19 protein-coding genes are annotated in these 13,291 nt (G+C 50.5%); 14 read left to right on the top strand and 5 right to left on the bottom strand.

What is annotated here, in order from left to right; genetic code table 11:
- The first annotated feature begins 1 nt into the window (after position 1).
- The 10 genes from secY (at position 2) to N2K86_RS20330 (ending at position 5,692) form a co-directional block, all read left to right on the top strand.
- Positions 2-1,333 (top strand): preprotein translocase subunit SecY, encoded by a 1,332-nt coding sequence (gene secY / locus N2K86_RS20375; RefSeq protein WP_003863305.1) that lies wholly within the window; start codon positions 2-4, stop codon positions 1,331-1,333.
- Positions 1,334-1,364: 31 nt separating this feature from the next.
- A complete protein-coding gene (rpmJ, locus tag N2K86_RS20370) occupies positions 1,365-1,481 on the top strand; it encodes a 50S ribosomal protein L36 (protein ID WP_000868187.1) in 117 nt (38 codons plus the stop codon).
- Positions 1,482-1,627: 146 nt separating this feature from the next.
- Positions 1,628-1,984 (top strand): 30S ribosomal protein S13, encoded by a 357-nt coding sequence (rpsM, locus tag N2K86_RS20365; protein WP_003863308.1) that lies wholly within the window; start codon positions 1,628-1,630, stop codon positions 1,982-1,984.
- Positions 1,985-2,000: 16 nt separating this feature from the next.
- Positions 2,001-2,390: a 30S ribosomal protein S11 gene (gene rpsK / locus N2K86_RS20360; RefSeq protein WP_003863312.1), complete on the top strand. Its 390-nt coding sequence runs from the start codon at positions 2,001-2,003 to the stop codon at positions 2,388-2,390.
- 33 nt (positions 2,391-2,423) lie between these two features.
- Positions 2,424-3,044 carry a 30S ribosomal protein S4 gene (gene rpsD, locus N2K86_RS20355; protein ID WP_042717062.1) on the top strand — a complete coding sequence of 207 codons (621 nt, stop codon included), beginning with the start codon at positions 2,424-2,426 and terminating at the stop codon, positions 3,042-3,044.
- 25 nt (positions 3,045-3,069) lie between these two features.
- Positions 3,070-4,059, top strand: a complete 990-nt coding sequence (locus N2K86_RS20350; protein WP_002919219.1) for a DNA-directed RNA polymerase subunit alpha — start codon at positions 3,070-3,072, stop codon at positions 4,057-4,059.
- Between the two features lie 40 nt (positions 4,060-4,099).
- Complete coding sequence (gene rplQ / locus N2K86_RS20345) at positions 4,100-4,483, top strand: 50S ribosomal protein L17 (protein ID WP_001216368.1); 384 nt, start codon at positions 4,100-4,102, stop codon at positions 4,481-4,483.
- Positions 4,484-4,589: 106 nt separating this feature from the next.
- Positions 4,590-4,958, top strand: coding sequence for a DUF1992 domain-containing protein (locus N2K86_RS20340; protein ID WP_260659772.1), 369 nt, complete (start codon positions 4,590-4,592; stop codon positions 4,956-4,958).
- Positions 4,959-4,960: 2 nt separating this feature from the next.
- Positions 4,961-5,392: a Zn(2+)-responsive transcriptional regulator gene (gene zntR, locus N2K86_RS20335; RefSeq protein ID WP_260659771.1), complete on the top strand. Its 432-nt coding sequence runs from the start codon at positions 4,961-4,963 to the stop codon at positions 5,390-5,392.
- Positions 5,393-5,449: 57 nt separating this feature from the next.
- Positions 5,450-5,692, top strand: a complete 243-nt coding sequence (locus tag N2K86_RS20330; RefSeq protein ID WP_260659770.1) for an alternative ribosome-rescue factor A — start codon at positions 5,450-5,452, stop codon at positions 5,690-5,692.
- On the opposite strand, the gene mscL is transcribed toward N2K86_RS20330, so the two are convergent.
- The 5 genes from mscL to def form a co-directional block, all read right to left on the bottom strand.
- On the bottom strand, positions 5,666-6,079 hold the full coding sequence (gene mscL / locus N2K86_RS20325) for a large-conductance mechanosensitive channel protein MscL (RefSeq protein ID WP_260659769.1): 414 nt from the start codon (positions 6,077-6,079) through the stop codon (positions 5,666-5,668). The genes N2K86_RS20330 and mscL overlap by 27 nt on opposite strands.
- A 146-nt stretch (positions 6,080-6,225) precedes the next feature.
- Positions 6,226-7,602 carry a Trk system potassium transporter TrkA gene (gene trkA / locus N2K86_RS20320; protein WP_089600737.1) on the bottom strand — a complete coding sequence of 459 codons (1,377 nt, stop codon included), beginning with the start codon at positions 7,600-7,602 and terminating at the stop codon, positions 6,226-6,228.
- Between the two features lie 22 nt (positions 7,603-7,624).
- Positions 7,625-8,911 (bottom strand): 16S rRNA (cytosine(967)-C(5))-methyltransferase RsmB, encoded by a 1,287-nt coding sequence (gene rsmB / locus N2K86_RS20315; protein WP_260659768.1) that lies wholly within the window; start codon positions 8,909-8,911, stop codon positions 7,625-7,627.
- Positions 8,912-8,963: 52 nt separating this feature from the next.
- Positions 8,964-9,911, bottom strand: coding sequence for a methionyl-tRNA formyltransferase (fmt, locus tag N2K86_RS20310; RefSeq protein ID WP_260659767.1), 948 nt, complete (start codon positions 9,909-9,911; stop codon positions 8,964-8,966).
- A 25-nt stretch (positions 9,912-9,936) separates the two neighbouring features.
- A complete protein-coding gene (def, locus tag N2K86_RS20305) occupies positions 9,937-10,446 on the bottom strand; it encodes a peptide deformylase (RefSeq protein ID WP_008503479.1) in 510 nt (169 codons plus the stop codon).
- Positions 10,447-10,573: 127 nt separating this feature from the next.
- On the opposite strand from def, the gene dprA reads away from it, so the two are divergent.
- From dprA to tsaC, 4 genes are read left to right on the top strand one after another with little or no spacing between them, the layout of a single operon-like run.
- Positions 10,574-11,698, top strand: coding sequence for a DNA-protecting protein DprA (gene dprA, locus N2K86_RS20300; RefSeq protein WP_260659766.1), 1,125 nt, complete (start codon positions 10,574-10,576; stop codon positions 11,696-11,698).
- Entirely contained in the window at positions 11,670-12,143 is a 474-nt protein-coding gene (smg, locus tag N2K86_RS20295; RefSeq protein ID WP_042717081.1) for a DUF494 family protein Smg, read from the top strand. The genes dprA and smg overlap by 29 nt, the downstream gene beginning before the upstream one ends.
- A 26-nt stretch (positions 12,144-12,169) precedes the next feature.
- Positions 12,170-12,724, top strand: coding sequence for a DNA topoisomerase family protein (locus N2K86_RS20290; protein ID WP_260659765.1), 555 nt, complete (start codon positions 12,170-12,172; stop codon positions 12,722-12,724).
- Complete coding sequence (gene tsaC, locus N2K86_RS20285) at positions 12,717-13,289, top strand: L-threonylcarbamoyladenylate synthase type 1 TsaC (RefSeq protein WP_260659764.1); 573 nt, start codon at positions 12,717-12,719, stop codon at positions 13,287-13,289. The genes N2K86_RS20290 and tsaC overlap by 8 nt, the downstream gene beginning before the upstream one ends.
- The last annotated feature ends 2 nt before the right edge of the window (positions 13,290-13,291 follow it).

Here is a 13,291-nt window from a genome sequence, read left to right as displayed (position 1 = left end):
GATGGCTAAGCAACCGGGATTAGATTTTCAAAGTGCCAAAGGTGGATTTGGCGAGCTGAAACGCAGACTGCTGTTTGTTATCGGCGCGCTGATTGTGTTCCGTATTGGCTCTTTTATTCCGATCCCTGGTATCGATGCCGCTGTACTTGCCAAACTGCTTGAGCAACAGCGAGGCACCATCATTGAAATGTTCAACATGTTCTCTGGTGGTGCTCTCAGCCGTGCTTCTATCTTTGCACTGGGTATTATGCCGTACATTTCGGCATCAATTATTATCCAACTGCTGACGGTCGTTCATCCGGCCCTGGCAGAGCTGAAGAAAGAAGGGGAGTCTGGACGTCGTAAGATTAGCCAGTACACCCGTTACGGCACTCTGGTGCTGGCAATATTCCAGTCGATCGGTATTGCTACCGGTCTTCCGAATATGCCTGGTATGCAGGGCCTGGTGTTAAACCCGGGCTTTGCATTCTATTTCACCGCTGTTGTAAGTCTGGTCACAGGGACGATGTTCCTGATGTGGCTCGGCGAACAGATTACTGAGCGTGGTATCGGTAACGGTATCTCAATCATTATCTTCGCCGGTATTGTTGCGGGTCTCCCGCCAGCCATCGCCCATACTATCGAGCAAGCGCGTCAAGGCGACCTGCACTTCCTCCTGTTGCTGTTGGTTGCAGTATTAGTATTTGCAGTGACGTTCTTTGTTGTCTTCGTTGAACGTGGTCAACGCCGCATTGTGGTGAACTACGCTAAACGTCAGCAGGGTCGTCGTGTCTATGCTGCACAGAGCACACATTTACCGCTGAAAGTGAATATGGCGGGGGTTATCCCGGCTATCTTCGCTTCCAGTATTATTCTGTTCCCGGCAACCATCGCGTCATGGTTCGGGGGCGGTACTGGTTGGAACTGGCTGACAACAATTTCGCTGTATTTGCAGCCTGGGCAACCACTTTATGTGTTACTCTATGCGTCTGCGATCATCTTCTTCTGTTTCTTCTACACGGCGTTGGTCTTCAACCCGCGTGAAACAGCAGATAACCTGAAGAAGTCCGGTGCATTTGTACCAGGAATTCGTCCGGGAGAGCAAACGGCGAAGTATATCGATAAAGTAATGACTCGCCTGACTTTGGTTGGTGCGCTTTATATTACTTTTATCTGCCTGATCCCGGAGTTCATGCGTGATGCAATGAAAGTACCGTTCTACTTCGGTGGGACCTCACTGCTTATCGTTGTTGTCGTGATTATGGACTTTATGGCTCAAGTGCAAACTCTGATGATGTCTAGTCAGTATGAGTCTGCATTGAAGAAGGCGAACCTGAAAGGCTACGGCCGCTAAATGGTCGCCTGAGAAGTTACGGAGAGTAAAAATGAAAGTTCGTGCTTCCGTCAAGAAATTATGCCGTAACTGCAAAATCGTTAAGCGTGATGGTGTCATCCGTGTGATTTGCAGTGCCGAGCCGAAGCATAAACAGCGCCAAGGCTGATTATTTCGCATATTTTTCTTGCAAAGTTGGGTTGAGCTGGCTAGATTAGCCAGCCAATCTTTTGTATGTCTGTACGTTTCCATTTGAGTATCCTGAAAACGGGCTTTTCAGCATGGTGCGTACATATTAAATAGTAGGAGTGCATAGTGGCCCGTATAGCAGGCATTAACATTCCTGATCAGAAACATGCTGTGATCGCATTAACTTCGATCTACGGCGTCGGCAAGACCCGTTCTAAAGCCATTCTGGCTGCAGCGGGTATCGCTGAAGATGTTAAGATCAGTGAGCTGTCTGAAGAACAAATCGACACGCTGCGTGACGAAGTTGCCAAATTTGTCGTTGAAGGTGATCTGCGCCGTGAAATCAGCATGAGCATCAAGCGCCTGATGGATCTTGGTTGCTATCGCGGTTTGCGTCATCGTCGTGGTCTGCCAGTGCGCGGTCAGCGTACTAAGACCAACGCACGTACCCGTAAGGGTCCGCGCAAACCGATCAAGAAATAATCGGGGTGATTGAATAATGGCAAAGGCACCAGTTCGTGCACGTAAACGTGTAAGAAAACAAGTCTCTGACGGCGTGGCTCATATCCATGCTTCTTTCAACAACACCATCGTTACTATTACTGATCGTCAGGGTAACGCATTGGGTTGGGCAACAGCCGGTGGTTCCGGTTTCCGTGGTTCTCGCAAATCCACTCCGTTCGCAGCTCAGGTTGCAGCAGAGCGTTGCGCTGAAGCCGTAAAAGAATACGGCATCAAGAATCTGGAAGTTATGGTTAAAGGTCCGGGTCCGGGTCGTGAATCTACTGTTCGCGCTCTGAACGCCGCTGGTTTCCGCATCACTAATATTACTGATGTGACTCCGATCCCTCATAACGGTTGTCGTCCGCCGAAAAAACGTCGCGTATAACGCTCCGTTTTTTAGGTTAGTTGGAGATAGAAAATGGCAAGATATTTGGGTCCTAAGCTCAAGCTGAGCCGTCGTGAGGGCACCGACTTATTCCTTAAGTCTGGCGTTCGCGCGATCGATACCAAGTGTAAAATTGAACAAGCTCCTGGCCAGCACGGTGCGCGTAAACCGCGTCTGTCTGACTATGGTGTGCAGTTGCGTGAAAAGCAAAAAGTTCGCCGTACCTACGGTGTGCTGGAGCGTCAGTTCCGTAACTACTATAAAGAAGCAGCACGTCTGAAAGGCAACACAGGTGAAAACCTGCTGGCTCTGCTGGAAGGTCGTCTGGACAACGTTGTATACCGTATGGGCTTCGGCGCTACTCGTGCTGAATCACGTCAGCTGGTTAGCCACAAAGCAATCATGGTAAACGGTCGTGTTGTTAACATCGCTTCTTATCAGGTTAAAGCGAATGACGTTGTTAGCATTCGTGAGAAAGCGAAAAAGCAATCTCGCGTGAAGGCCGCTCTGGAGCTGGCTGAGCAGCGTGAAAAGCCAACCTGGCTGGAAGTTGATGCTGGCAAGATGGAAGGTACGTTCAAGCGTCAGCCAGAACGTTCTGATCTGTCTGCGGACATTAACGAACACCTGATCGTCGAGCTTTACTCCAAGTAAAGCTTAGTACCAAAGAGAGGACACAATGCAGGGTTCTGTGACAGAGTTTCTAAAACCGCGCCTGGTAGATATCGAGCAAGTGAGTTCGACGCACGCCAAGGTGACCCTTGAGCCTTTAGAGCGTGGCTTTGGCCATACTCTGGGTAACGCACTGCGCCGTATTCTGCTCTCATCGATGCCGGGTTGCGCGGTGACCGAGGTTGAGATTGATGGTGTACTTCATGAGTACAGCACCAAAGAAGGCGTTCAGGAAGATATCCTTGAAATCCTGCTCAACCTGAAAGGGCTGGCGGTGAGAGTTCAGGGTAAAGATGAAGTTATTCTTACTCTGAATAAATCTGGCATTGGCCCTGTGACTGCAGCCGACATCACCCACGACGGTGATGTTGAAATCGTCAAGCCGCAGCACGTGATCTGCCACCTGACCGATGAGAACGCAGCTATTAGCATGCGTATCAAAGTTCAGCGCGGTCGTGGTTATGTGCCGGCTTCTGCCCGAATTCATTCGGAAGAAGATGAGCGCCCAATCGGCCGTCTGCTGGTCGACGCATGCTACAGCCCTGTAGAGCGTATTGCCTACAATGTTGAAGCAGCGCGTGTAGAACAGCGTACCGACCTGGACAAGCTGGTCATCGAAATGGAAACCAACGGCACAATCGATCCTGAAGAGGCGATTCGTCGTGCGGCAACCATCCTGGCAGAACAACTGGAAGCTTTCGTTGACTTACGTGATGTACGTCAGCCGGAAGTGAAAGAAGAGAAACCAGAATTCGATCCGATCCTGCTGCGCCCTGTTGACGATCTGGAATTGACTGTCCGCTCTGCTAACTGCCTCAAGGCAGAAGCTATCCACTATATCGGTGATCTGGTACAGCGTACCGAGGTTGAGTTGCTGAAAACGCCGAACCTGGGTAAAAAATCTCTTACCGAGATTAAAGACGTGCTGGCTTCACGTGGTCTGTCTCTGGGCATGCGCCTGGAAAACTGGCCACCGGCAAGCATTGCTGACGAGTAACCGGATCACAGGTTAAGGTTTTACTGAGAAGGATAAGGTCATGCGCCATCGTAAGAGTGGTCGTCAACTGAACCGCAACAGCAGCCATCGCCAGGCTATGTTCCGCAACATGGCAGGTTCACTGGTTCGTCATGAGATCATCAAGACGACCCTGCCTAAAGCGAAAGAGCTGCGTCGCGTAGTTGAGCCGCTGATTACTCTTGCCAAGACTGACAGCGTTGCTAATCGTCGTCTGGCATTCGCCCGTACTCGTGATAACGAGATCGTGGCAAAACTGTTTAACGAACTGGGCCCGCGTTTCGCGAGCCGTGCCGGTGGTTACACTCGTATTCTGAAGTGTGGCTTCCGTGCAGGCGACAACGCGCCGATGGCTTACATCGAGCTGGTTGATCGTTCAGAGAAAGCAGAAGCTGCTGCAGAGTAATCTGTAGTAACGTAAAAAAACCCGCTCCGGCGGGTTTTTTTATATCCTCAGTATCATCACCTCTCTACAATATCTGTATCTTTTCTGTTCATCCGCGGAGATCATTATGTGGTTACTCGATCAATGGGTAGAGCGACATATAAGCGATGCCCAACGCAAAGGTGAATTCGATAATCTTCCAGGAAGCGGCGAACCGCTCGTGTTGGATGATGATTCGCACATTGCACCTGAATTACGTACTGGATACCGCTTACTTAAAAATGCGGGCTGTTTACCTCCGGAACTTGAACAGCGAAGAGAGGCAGTTGAACTTGCTGATCTACTTAAAAGTGTTCGCAAAGACGACCCACGACATATTGAGCTTAGCCGCCGACTAACTCTGATTGAGCTTAAACTCCGCCAGGCTGGCATGAGCACTGACTTTTTGCACGGTGAATATTGTGAAAGGTTAATGCAGAGAATCAATGAGGAATAACTATGTATCGTATTGGTGAACTTGCAAAGCTCGCTAACGTAACACCAGATACCATCCGTTACTACGAGAAACAGCAAATGATAGATCATGAGGTGAGAACGGAAGGTGGATTCCGTCTTTATACCGACAATGATCTCCAGCGTCTTCGGTTTATCCGCTATGCACGGCAACTTGGTTTCACGCTGGAGTCGATCCGAGAGTTACTCTCGATCCGTATCGATCCGGAACACCACACTTGCCTGGAATCAAAAAGCATCGTCCAGACCCGACTGGATGAAGTTGAGGCCCGAATTCAGGAATTGCAGACAATGCAGCGTTCCCTGCAAAGATTGAATGACGCATGCTGTGGTACTGCGCATAGCAGCATTTATTGCTCTATTCTTGAAGCCCTTGAACAGGGCGCCAGTGGTGAAACGGAAACGCAGGGGTGTTGATTTTCTCTCAGCCCGGGCCTACACTCGCGTCAACATAAACCATGCTCAGGAGAAATTATGAGCCGCTATCAGCATACGAAGGGAAATATTAAGGATAACGCCATTGAGGCATTACTTCACGACCCGCTTTTCAGACAGCGCGTTGAGAAGAATAAAAAAGGGAAAGGGAGTTATCTGCGTAAAGGAAAACATGGGAATCGGGGTAACTGGGAGGCCAGTGGCAAAAAAGCGAATCGCTTATTTACCACTGGCCTTCCTGCTTTTAGCGTCCTGTCAGGAGCGGTTATTCTGCTCTTTTAACAGATCGCGAATTTCAGTCAGTAAAACTTCTTCTTTAGAAGGGGCTGGCGGTGCTGCAGCCGGTTCTTCTTTTTTACGGTTAAGCTTGTTGATGAGCTTGATAGCCATAAAAATCGCAAACGCCACAATCACGAAATCAAAAATATTCTGAATAAACACGCCATAGTGCATAACGACTGCCGGGATATCTCCCTGTGCATCTCTGAGCGTGACGGCGAACTGTTTGAAGTCAATGCCCCCAATTAATAGCCCCAACGGCGGCATAATAATGTCGGCAACCAGTGATGAAACGATCTTACCGAACGCAGCACCAATAATGACACCCACAGCTAAATCTACTACATTCCCGCGCATCGCAAATTCGCGAAATTCTTTAATGAAACTCATTATGTTCTCCTTGTGCCAGCTGACGATTATAAGTTTAACAAATGATTAGCTAATTGCCATCGAGGATAAATAAAGGTTATGAAAAATAAAAGTCTTAGAAATTTAAAGGTTAATAAGCAGGTGCTCTAACCCGAGCACCTGAATCATTACAGGAAGAATGGACTTGGCTGGAATAAGCGTTCGACGTCAGTAATGAACTTTTTATCGGTAAGGAACATAATAACGTGGTCCCCTTGCTCGATGCGTAAATTATCATTGGCGATCATGACATCGTTCCCGCGCACCACAGCCCCAATGATTGTGCCCGGGGGTAATTTGATTTCATCAATTGAACGACCCACAACGCGTGATGTGGTTTCATCACCGTGTGCCACTGCCTCAATGGCTTCAGCAACACCGCGACGAAGTGAAGAAACGCCGACGATGTCCGCTTTACGGACATGACTTAGCAGGGCTGAAATTGTGGCTTGCTGTGGCGAAATGGCGATATCAATGACGCTTCCCTGAACGAGGTCAACATAGGCCCGGCGCTGGATAAGTACCATAACCTTTTTTGCTCCCATTCGTTTGGCGAGCATCGCAGACATAATATTCGCTTCGTCGTCGTTGGTGACGGCAATAAACAGATCAACTTGATCAATATGCTCTTCGGCCAGCAATTCTTGATCGGACGCATCACCATAAAATACGATCGTATTCTGCAGCTTTTCAGCGAGTTCAGAAGCGCGCTGTTGATCGCGTTCGATCAACTTCACGCTATAGTCTTTTTCCAGTCGTCTCGCCAGACCTGCGCCAATATTCCCACCGCCGACCAGCATGATGCGTTTATAAGGCTTTTCAAGACGCTGAAGCTCGCTCATCACCGCACGGATATGCTGAGATGCGGCAATAAAGAAAACCTCATCACCGGCTTCAACAATCGTTGAGCCTTGCGGCCGAATAGGCCTGTCGTGGCGGAAAATGGCAGCGACGCGAGTATCGATATGTGGCATGTGCTCACGCATTGTAGACAAGGCATTACCAATGAGTGGGCCGCCGTAATAGGCTTTCACCACTGCCAGGCTTACTTTACCTTCCGCAAAATTCACAACCTGCAAAGCGCCCGGATATTCAATCAGGCGATAGATATTGTCGATAACCAGTTGTTCTGGCGCGATCAGATGATCAATTGGTACCGCTTCAGAATTAAACAGTTTTTCTGCATCGCGAACATAGTCCGGTGAACGGATACGAGCAATTCTGTTCGGGGTGTTGAAAAGCGAGTACGCAACCTGGCATGCCACCATATTGGTTTCATCAGAGCTGGTGACGGCAACCAGCATATCGGCATCGTCAGCGCCTGCCTCACGCAGAACGCGCGGATGTGAACCATGACCCTGCACGACGCGAAGGTCAAACTTGTCCTGCAAAACGCGCAGCCGATCGCCATTGGTATCAACAATCGTGATGTCATTGTTTTCGCCAACAAGATTTTCAGCTAACGTTCCGCCAACCTGTCCTGCGCCCAGAATGATAATTTTCATATCTCGTGACCTGTTCTCAACATCACTCTTTGATTAGCTTAGCGTAAAAGAAACCGTCGCCCTCTTCGGCACCAGGGAGATTCTGCTGGCCTGGTCGTTCCGGCGTGCCTGTATCGCGTAATGTTGCATCAGGGGTACGCTTAAGGAAGGCCGCAATTTGCTGGCTGTTTTCTTCCGGAAGGACGGAGCAGGTTGCATAGACCAGCGTTCCGCCTGGTTTAAGATGTGGCCAGATAGCATCGAGAATGTCGGATTGCAGTTGGGCCAGCTCCGTTATATCGCGATCGCGGCGTAGCCATTTGATGTCTGGATGACGACGAATCACGCCCGTCGCCGAGCAGGGAGCATCCAGTAAAATGCGATCAAACTGCGATTCGCCACACCATTCTGCAGGCTTACGTCCGTCGCCTTGCTTTACCTGAGCCTTCATTCCAAGACGCTTCAGATTATCGTATACGCGAGAAAGACGCTGTTCATCAACATCAACTGCCATTACGCTCGCCTGCGGAGCAACTTCCAGAATATGTGTCGTTTTACCGCCAGGGGCTGCGCAGAGATCGAGGATCTGCTCACCATTTTGTGGCTCAAGCCAGGTCATACACCCTTGAGCTGAAGCATCCTGGACGGTGACCCAGCCATCTTCAAACCCGGGAAGCACGTGTACCGGTGCCGGAGAGGCTAAACGTACGGCATCCGGGTAGGCTTCATGTGTGAACCCATTCATTCCGGCTTCTTCCAGCATAGCCAGCCATGCGTCCCGAGTATGGTGATTACGGTTGACGCGTAACCACATCGGCGGGCGCTGGTTATTGGCGTCAGCAATATCCTGCCACTGCTGTGGCCAGGCTTTTTTCAGGCGCTTCAACAGCCACTCCGGGTGCAGGAAACGTGCTTCGGTGCGGGAAAATTCAGCCAGAAGCTCTTCCTGCTGTCGCTGGAATTGACGTAGCACGCCGTTGATCAAACCCTTAAGTTGAGGGCGTTTAACCGCAACGGCACCTTCCACCGTTTCAGCCAGCGCGGCATGAGGAGGAATGCGTGTATGAAGCAACTGGTAGAAGCCCACCATGATCAAATAATGAATGGTGCGTTGCTTGCCGGTCATGGGGCGTGACATCAGCTTGCTAATCAACCACTCAAGCTGAGAAAGGGTGCGTAGAACGCCAAAGCACAGCTCCTGAAGCAGTGCTTTGTCTTTATCGGACACTTTCTGCTGCAGTGGGGGCAGGACATTACTGAGTGACTGGCCCTGTTCGACAACTTGCTCAACGGCCTGTGCCGCCATACTGCGTAGATTTTGTTTTTTCATAGCCGTAAAAATAAAAATGCCCGGAAACACCGGGCCTTAAAAATGAAAGGGGTCAGGCAAGACGGTTGCCAGGAATAAACCATTCGCGACGGGAATTTAACAAATCCTGGGCGCTCATTGCTTTCTTACCCGCAGGTTGCAGAGACTCAAGATTGAGAATGCCTTTCGCGGTTGCGACCTGAATACCTTGCTTACTGGCTTCAATAATCGTGCCGGGTTCTTCAGAAGTATCGCCATCAATAACGGAGGCTTTCCAGACTTTCACCGGCTGATTGTCAATCATCAGCCAGCTCATTGGCCACGGATTAAAAGCGCGGATACAGCGTTCAAGCTGAGCGGCAGACAGTGACCAGTCGAGCTGAGCTTCTTCTTTGCTGAGCTTCTCGGCATAGGTTACCAGCGCGTCGTCCTGAACTTCAGGTGTCGCCGTATTATCAGCAAGCTGTTGCAGCGTCTCAATGAGACCCTGCGGGCCCAGATTTGCCAGCTTGTCGTAAAGTGTGGCACTGGTATCTTCGTTAGTAATTGGACAGGCCAGTTTATACAGCATGTCACCGGTGTCTAAACCTACGTCCATCTTCATGATGGTGACGCCAGTTTCAGCATCGCCAGCCCACAGAGAGCGTTGAATAGGTGCCGCCCCGCGCCAGCGTGGAAGAAGAGAACCATGCACGTTGACACAGCCCAGGCGTGGCATATCCAGCACGGCTTTTGGCAAGATTAAACCGTAAGCCACTACCACCATGACATCCGCGTTCAGGTCTGCCACTAACTGCTGATTTTCCTGAGGGCGCAAGGATGCGGGCTGGAAAATGGGTAATCCATGTTCTTCGCCCAGAACTTTAACCGGGCTCGGCATCAGCTTTTTCCCACGACCAGCCGGACGGTCCGGTTGGGTAAATACGCCAACAACCTGGTGCCCAGAAGATAACAGCGCGTCGAGATGACGCGCTGCAAAATCAGGGGTACCCGCGAAGATAATACGTAGTGTTTTAGACACGTTGATCCTTGTATCCGGGGGGATCTTAGGCGCGAGAACGCAAGCGATCCAGTTTCTCTACTTTCTGACGAATACGCTGCTGCTTGAGTGGCGAGAGGTAATCGATAAACAGTTTACCGACCAGGTGATCCATCTCATGCTGAATACAAATTGCCAGCAGGTCGTCTGCTTCCAGCTCGAACGGATTACCGTCACGATCCAGAGCGCGAATCTTCACTTTTTCTGCACGCGGTACTAAAGCACGCTGTTCCGGAATGGAGAGGCAGCCTTCTTCAATACCCGTTTCACCGCTCTTTTCAAGCAGTTCCGGGTTGATCAGCACCAGGCGGCCATCGCGATTCTCAGAGACATCGATCACGATAATACGCTTGTGAATGTCTACCTGAGTCGCCGCCAGGCCAATACCTTCTTCGGCGTACATGGTATCGAACATATCATCGACGATACGCTGAATTTCTGCATTCACTTCTTTAACCGGTTCAGCGACGATGCGAAGGCGCTCGTCCGGAATATGTAACACTTGCAAAACTGCCATAAATTTCCAGAGTCGTGTTCAGGAGTTGATAAGAATACTACCTCTATTCTAGACAAATCCCTCATCGATTGACAGCATCAGTGACCAATCGCAATGATTGCGGAGGCTGCTTGTGGCAGGGGAAAGGATGACGTCGACAGAGATTTGGATACGGTTAATTCATATAGGTCCTCTATGTGGTGATGCAATGCTGGAGCTCGCATCACAGCTCAGTAAACAGACAACGATTGATGGCGTGACGCTCCGTGAAGCCGGCTTGTCAGCAGCGCAAGCTGGGCGATTTATTGCTCTCAGTGAAGGTGAGCTTGAGCGTAGCCTGGTGTGGCTGGAACAGCCGGGGAACCATCTCTTAACTGCCGATCATCCCCTTTATCCTCCTTTGCTTCGCACTTTTCCTGATTATCCCGGGGCATTATTCGTGACGGGGAACCTTGAGGCCCTTAATACCGTTCAACTTGCTGTTGTCGGAAGTCGCGCGCCCTCCTGGTATGGTGAGCGATGGGGAAGGCTCCTGAGTGAACAGCTCTCACAATGCGGTTTCACAATTACCAGCGGCCTGGCCTGCGGCATCGACGGTGTGGCTCACAACGCTGCATTGTCAGTACAAGGCGCAAGCGTGGCGGTGTTGGGTAATGGACTCTTTAGCATCTATCCCCGTCGCCATCAGACCCTGGCTAAGCGGCTTATTGATTCGGAGGGGGCGGTAGTGTCTGAGTTCTCACTTTCTACGCCCCCCAGACCGGCGAATTTCCCTCGACGTAACAGGATTATTAGTGGGTTAAGTCAGGGTGTGCTGGTCGTTGAGGCTGCTTTGCGAAGCGGTTCGTTGGTTACGGCGAGATGTGCGCTTGAACAGGGGCGAGAAGTCTTTGCTTTACCCGGTCCGATAGGAAATCCAGGATGCGAGGGGCCGCACTGGCTAATAAAGCAAGGCGCAACGCCTGTGACTTGCATAGAGGATATCCTGGAAAATTTACGGTATGGCTTGAACTGGTTAACAGATGAACCTAAAAAGCAACATTATTCGTCAGATCAGGAGAAGGTGGCATTGCCATTTCCCAAGCTCCTGGCTAACGTAGGAGATGAGGTAACACCTGTTGACGTTGTCGCTGAACGTGCCGGCCAACCTGTGCCAGTAACGGTAGCACAGCTACTTGAACTGGAGTTAGCAGGGTGGATCGCAGCTGTACCCGGCGGCTATGTCCGATTAAGGAGGGCATGCCATGTTCGACGTACTGATGTATTTGTTTGAGACTTACATCCACAACGAAGCAGAAATGCGCGTGGATCAGGACAAATTGACACGGGATCTTACCGAAGCAGGATTTGAGCGGGAAGATATTTACAATGCGTTGATGTGGTTGGATAAACTGGCTGATTATCAGGACGGCCTCGCCGAACCGATGCAGCTTGCTTCCGATCCCTTATCTGTACGCATTTACACCGCTGAAGAGTGTGAAAGGCTGGATGCCAGCTGCCGGGGATTCATCTTATTCCTTGAGCAGATTCAGGTGCTAAACCTCGAAACACGAGAAATGGTGATAGAGCGCGTCATGGCGCTGGATACGGCAGAATTCGAACTGGAAGACCTCAAGTGGGTGATCCTGATGGTTCTGTTCAATATCCCAGGCTGTGAAAATGCCTATCAGCAAATGGAAGAATTACTCTTTGAAGTGAATGAAGGTATGCTGCACTAATTCAATGTGCGGGACCAAGAGTTGTTATGGCCAAATCAGCACTATTCACGGTGCACAAAAACGAGCCCTGCCCACAGTGCGGGGCTGAGCTCGTCATTCGGTCCGGGAAACACGGCCCGTTTCTCGGTTGTTCACAGTATCCGGAATGTGATTATGTCCGTCCCCTGAAGAGCCAGGCGGACGGACATATCGTGAAAATTCTGGAGGGCCAGCATTGCCCACTCTGCAGTGGCGAATTAGCACTGCGGCAGGGACGTTTCGGCATGTTTATTGGATGTAGCCGCTATCCCGAATGTGAGCATACGGAACAAATTGATAAGCCAGATGAAACGGCGATTGCGTGCCCTCAGTGTCAGCGCGGTCAGCTGGTACAACGCCGCTCCCGTTATGGTAAGAACTTCCATTCTTGCGATCGCTACCCTGAATGCCAGTTCGTTATCAATTTTAAACCAGTAGCGGGAACCTGCCCTTATTGCAATTATCCGCTACTTATAGAAAAGAAAACCGCGCAAGGCATGAAACGCTTCTGCGCCAGTAAACAATGTGGAAAGCCGGTTTCGGCGGATCAAAACAGTGAATAATAACCTGCCATCAGGCTCCATTGCCCATGCCGTGGACGTACTGAAAAATGAAGAAGTCATCGCCTATCCAACAGAAGCTGTTTTTGGGGTCGGTTGTGATCCTGACAGCGAGACCGCTGTGAGCCGATTGCTCACCCTAAAGCAAAGACCCGTAGAGAAAGGGCTAATTTTGATCGCGGCGAATTACGAGCAGCTTAAACCCTACATCGATGATTCCATGCTGACGTCGGCGCAGCGCGAGAGTATCTTCTCCGCGTGGCCTGGACCAGTGACCTTCGTTTTCCCGGCGCACCCGACAACGCCACGCTGGTTAACCGGACGCTTTGATTCCCTTGCCGTTCGCGTAACTGACCATCCGCTGGTGGTTGAGCTTTGTCTGGCATTTGGTAAACCGCTGGTCTCAACCAGCGCCAACCTGACCGGATTGCCACCTTGTCGGACAACCGAAGAAGTACTGGCGCAGTTCGGGAATGACTTCCCTGTTGCTATCGGTGAAACGGGAGGGCGCCTGAATCCGTCTGAAATTCGCGACGCTTTGACCGGCGAACGTTTTCGCCAGGGGTAATC

This window comes from Enterobacter mori, from assembly GCF_025244905.1.
Classification (GTDB): Bacteria; Pseudomonadota; Gammaproteobacteria; order Enterobacterales; family Enterobacteriaceae; genus Enterobacter; species Enterobacter mori_A.
Note: the sequence above shows the minus strand (reverse complement) of the source record. Positions and strands in the feature narration are given on the sequence as shown.

What these genes read in the sequence shown, in the direction of transcription:
- N2K86_RS20330 (WP_260659770.1), top strand. Translation starts at nt 5,450, where the DNA reads ATGAGCCGCTATCAGCATACGAAGGGAAATATTAAGGATAACGCCATT.
- rpsD (WP_042717062.1), top strand. Translation starts at nt 2,424, where the DNA reads ATGGCAAGATATTTGGGTCCTAAGCTCAAGCTGAGCCGTCGTGAGGGC.
- mscL (WP_260659769.1), bottom strand. Translation starts at nt 6,079, where the DNA reads ATGAGTTTCATTAAAGAATTTCGCGAATTTGCGATGCGCGGGAATGTA.
- N2K86_RS20340 (WP_260659772.1), top strand. Translation starts at nt 4,590, where the DNA reads ATGTGGTTACTCGATCAATGGGTAGAGCGACATATAAGCGATGCCCAA.
- smg (WP_042717081.1), top strand. Translation starts at nt 11,670, where the DNA reads ATGTTCGACGTACTGATGTATTTGTTTGAGACTTACATCCACAACGAA.
- secY (WP_003863305.1), top strand. Translation starts at nt 2, where the DNA reads ATGGCTAAGCAACCGGGATTAGATTTTCAAAGTGCCAAAGGTGGATTT.
- rpmJ (WP_000868187.1), top strand. Translation starts at nt 1,365, where the DNA reads ATGAAAGTTCGTGCTTCCGTCAAGAAATTATGCCGTAACTGCAAAATC.
- trkA (WP_089600737.1), bottom strand. Translation starts at nt 7,602, where the DNA reads ATGAAAATTATCATTCTGGGCGCAGGACAGGTTGGCGGAACGTTAGCT.
- def (WP_008503479.1), bottom strand. Translation starts at nt 10,446, where the DNA reads ATGGCAGTTTTGCAAGTGTTACATATTCCGGACGAGCGCCTTCGCATC.
- rplQ (WP_001216368.1), top strand. Translation starts at nt 4,100, where the DNA reads ATGCGCCATCGTAAGAGTGGTCGTCAACTGAACCGCAACAGCAGCCAT.
- N2K86_RS20350 (WP_002919219.1), top strand. Translation starts at nt 3,070, where the DNA reads ATGCAGGGTTCTGTGACAGAGTTTCTAAAACCGCGCCTGGTAGATATC.
- rpsK (WP_003863312.1), top strand. Translation starts at nt 2,001, where the DNA reads ATGGCAAAGGCACCAGTTCGTGCACGTAAACGTGTAAGAAAACAAGTC.
- zntR (WP_260659771.1), top strand. Translation starts at nt 4,961, where the DNA reads ATGTATCGTATTGGTGAACTTGCAAAGCTCGCTAACGTAACACCAGAT.
- N2K86_RS20290 (WP_260659765.1), top strand. Translation starts at nt 12,170, where the DNA reads ATGGCCAAATCAGCACTATTCACGGTGCACAAAAACGAGCCCTGCCCA.
- rsmB (WP_260659768.1), bottom strand. Translation starts at nt 8,911, where the DNA reads ATGAAAAAACAAAATCTACGCAGTATGGCGGCACAGGCCGTTGAGCAA.
- dprA (WP_260659766.1), top strand. Translation starts at nt 10,574, where the DNA reads ATGACGTCGACAGAGATTTGGATACGGTTAATTCATATAGGTCCTCTA.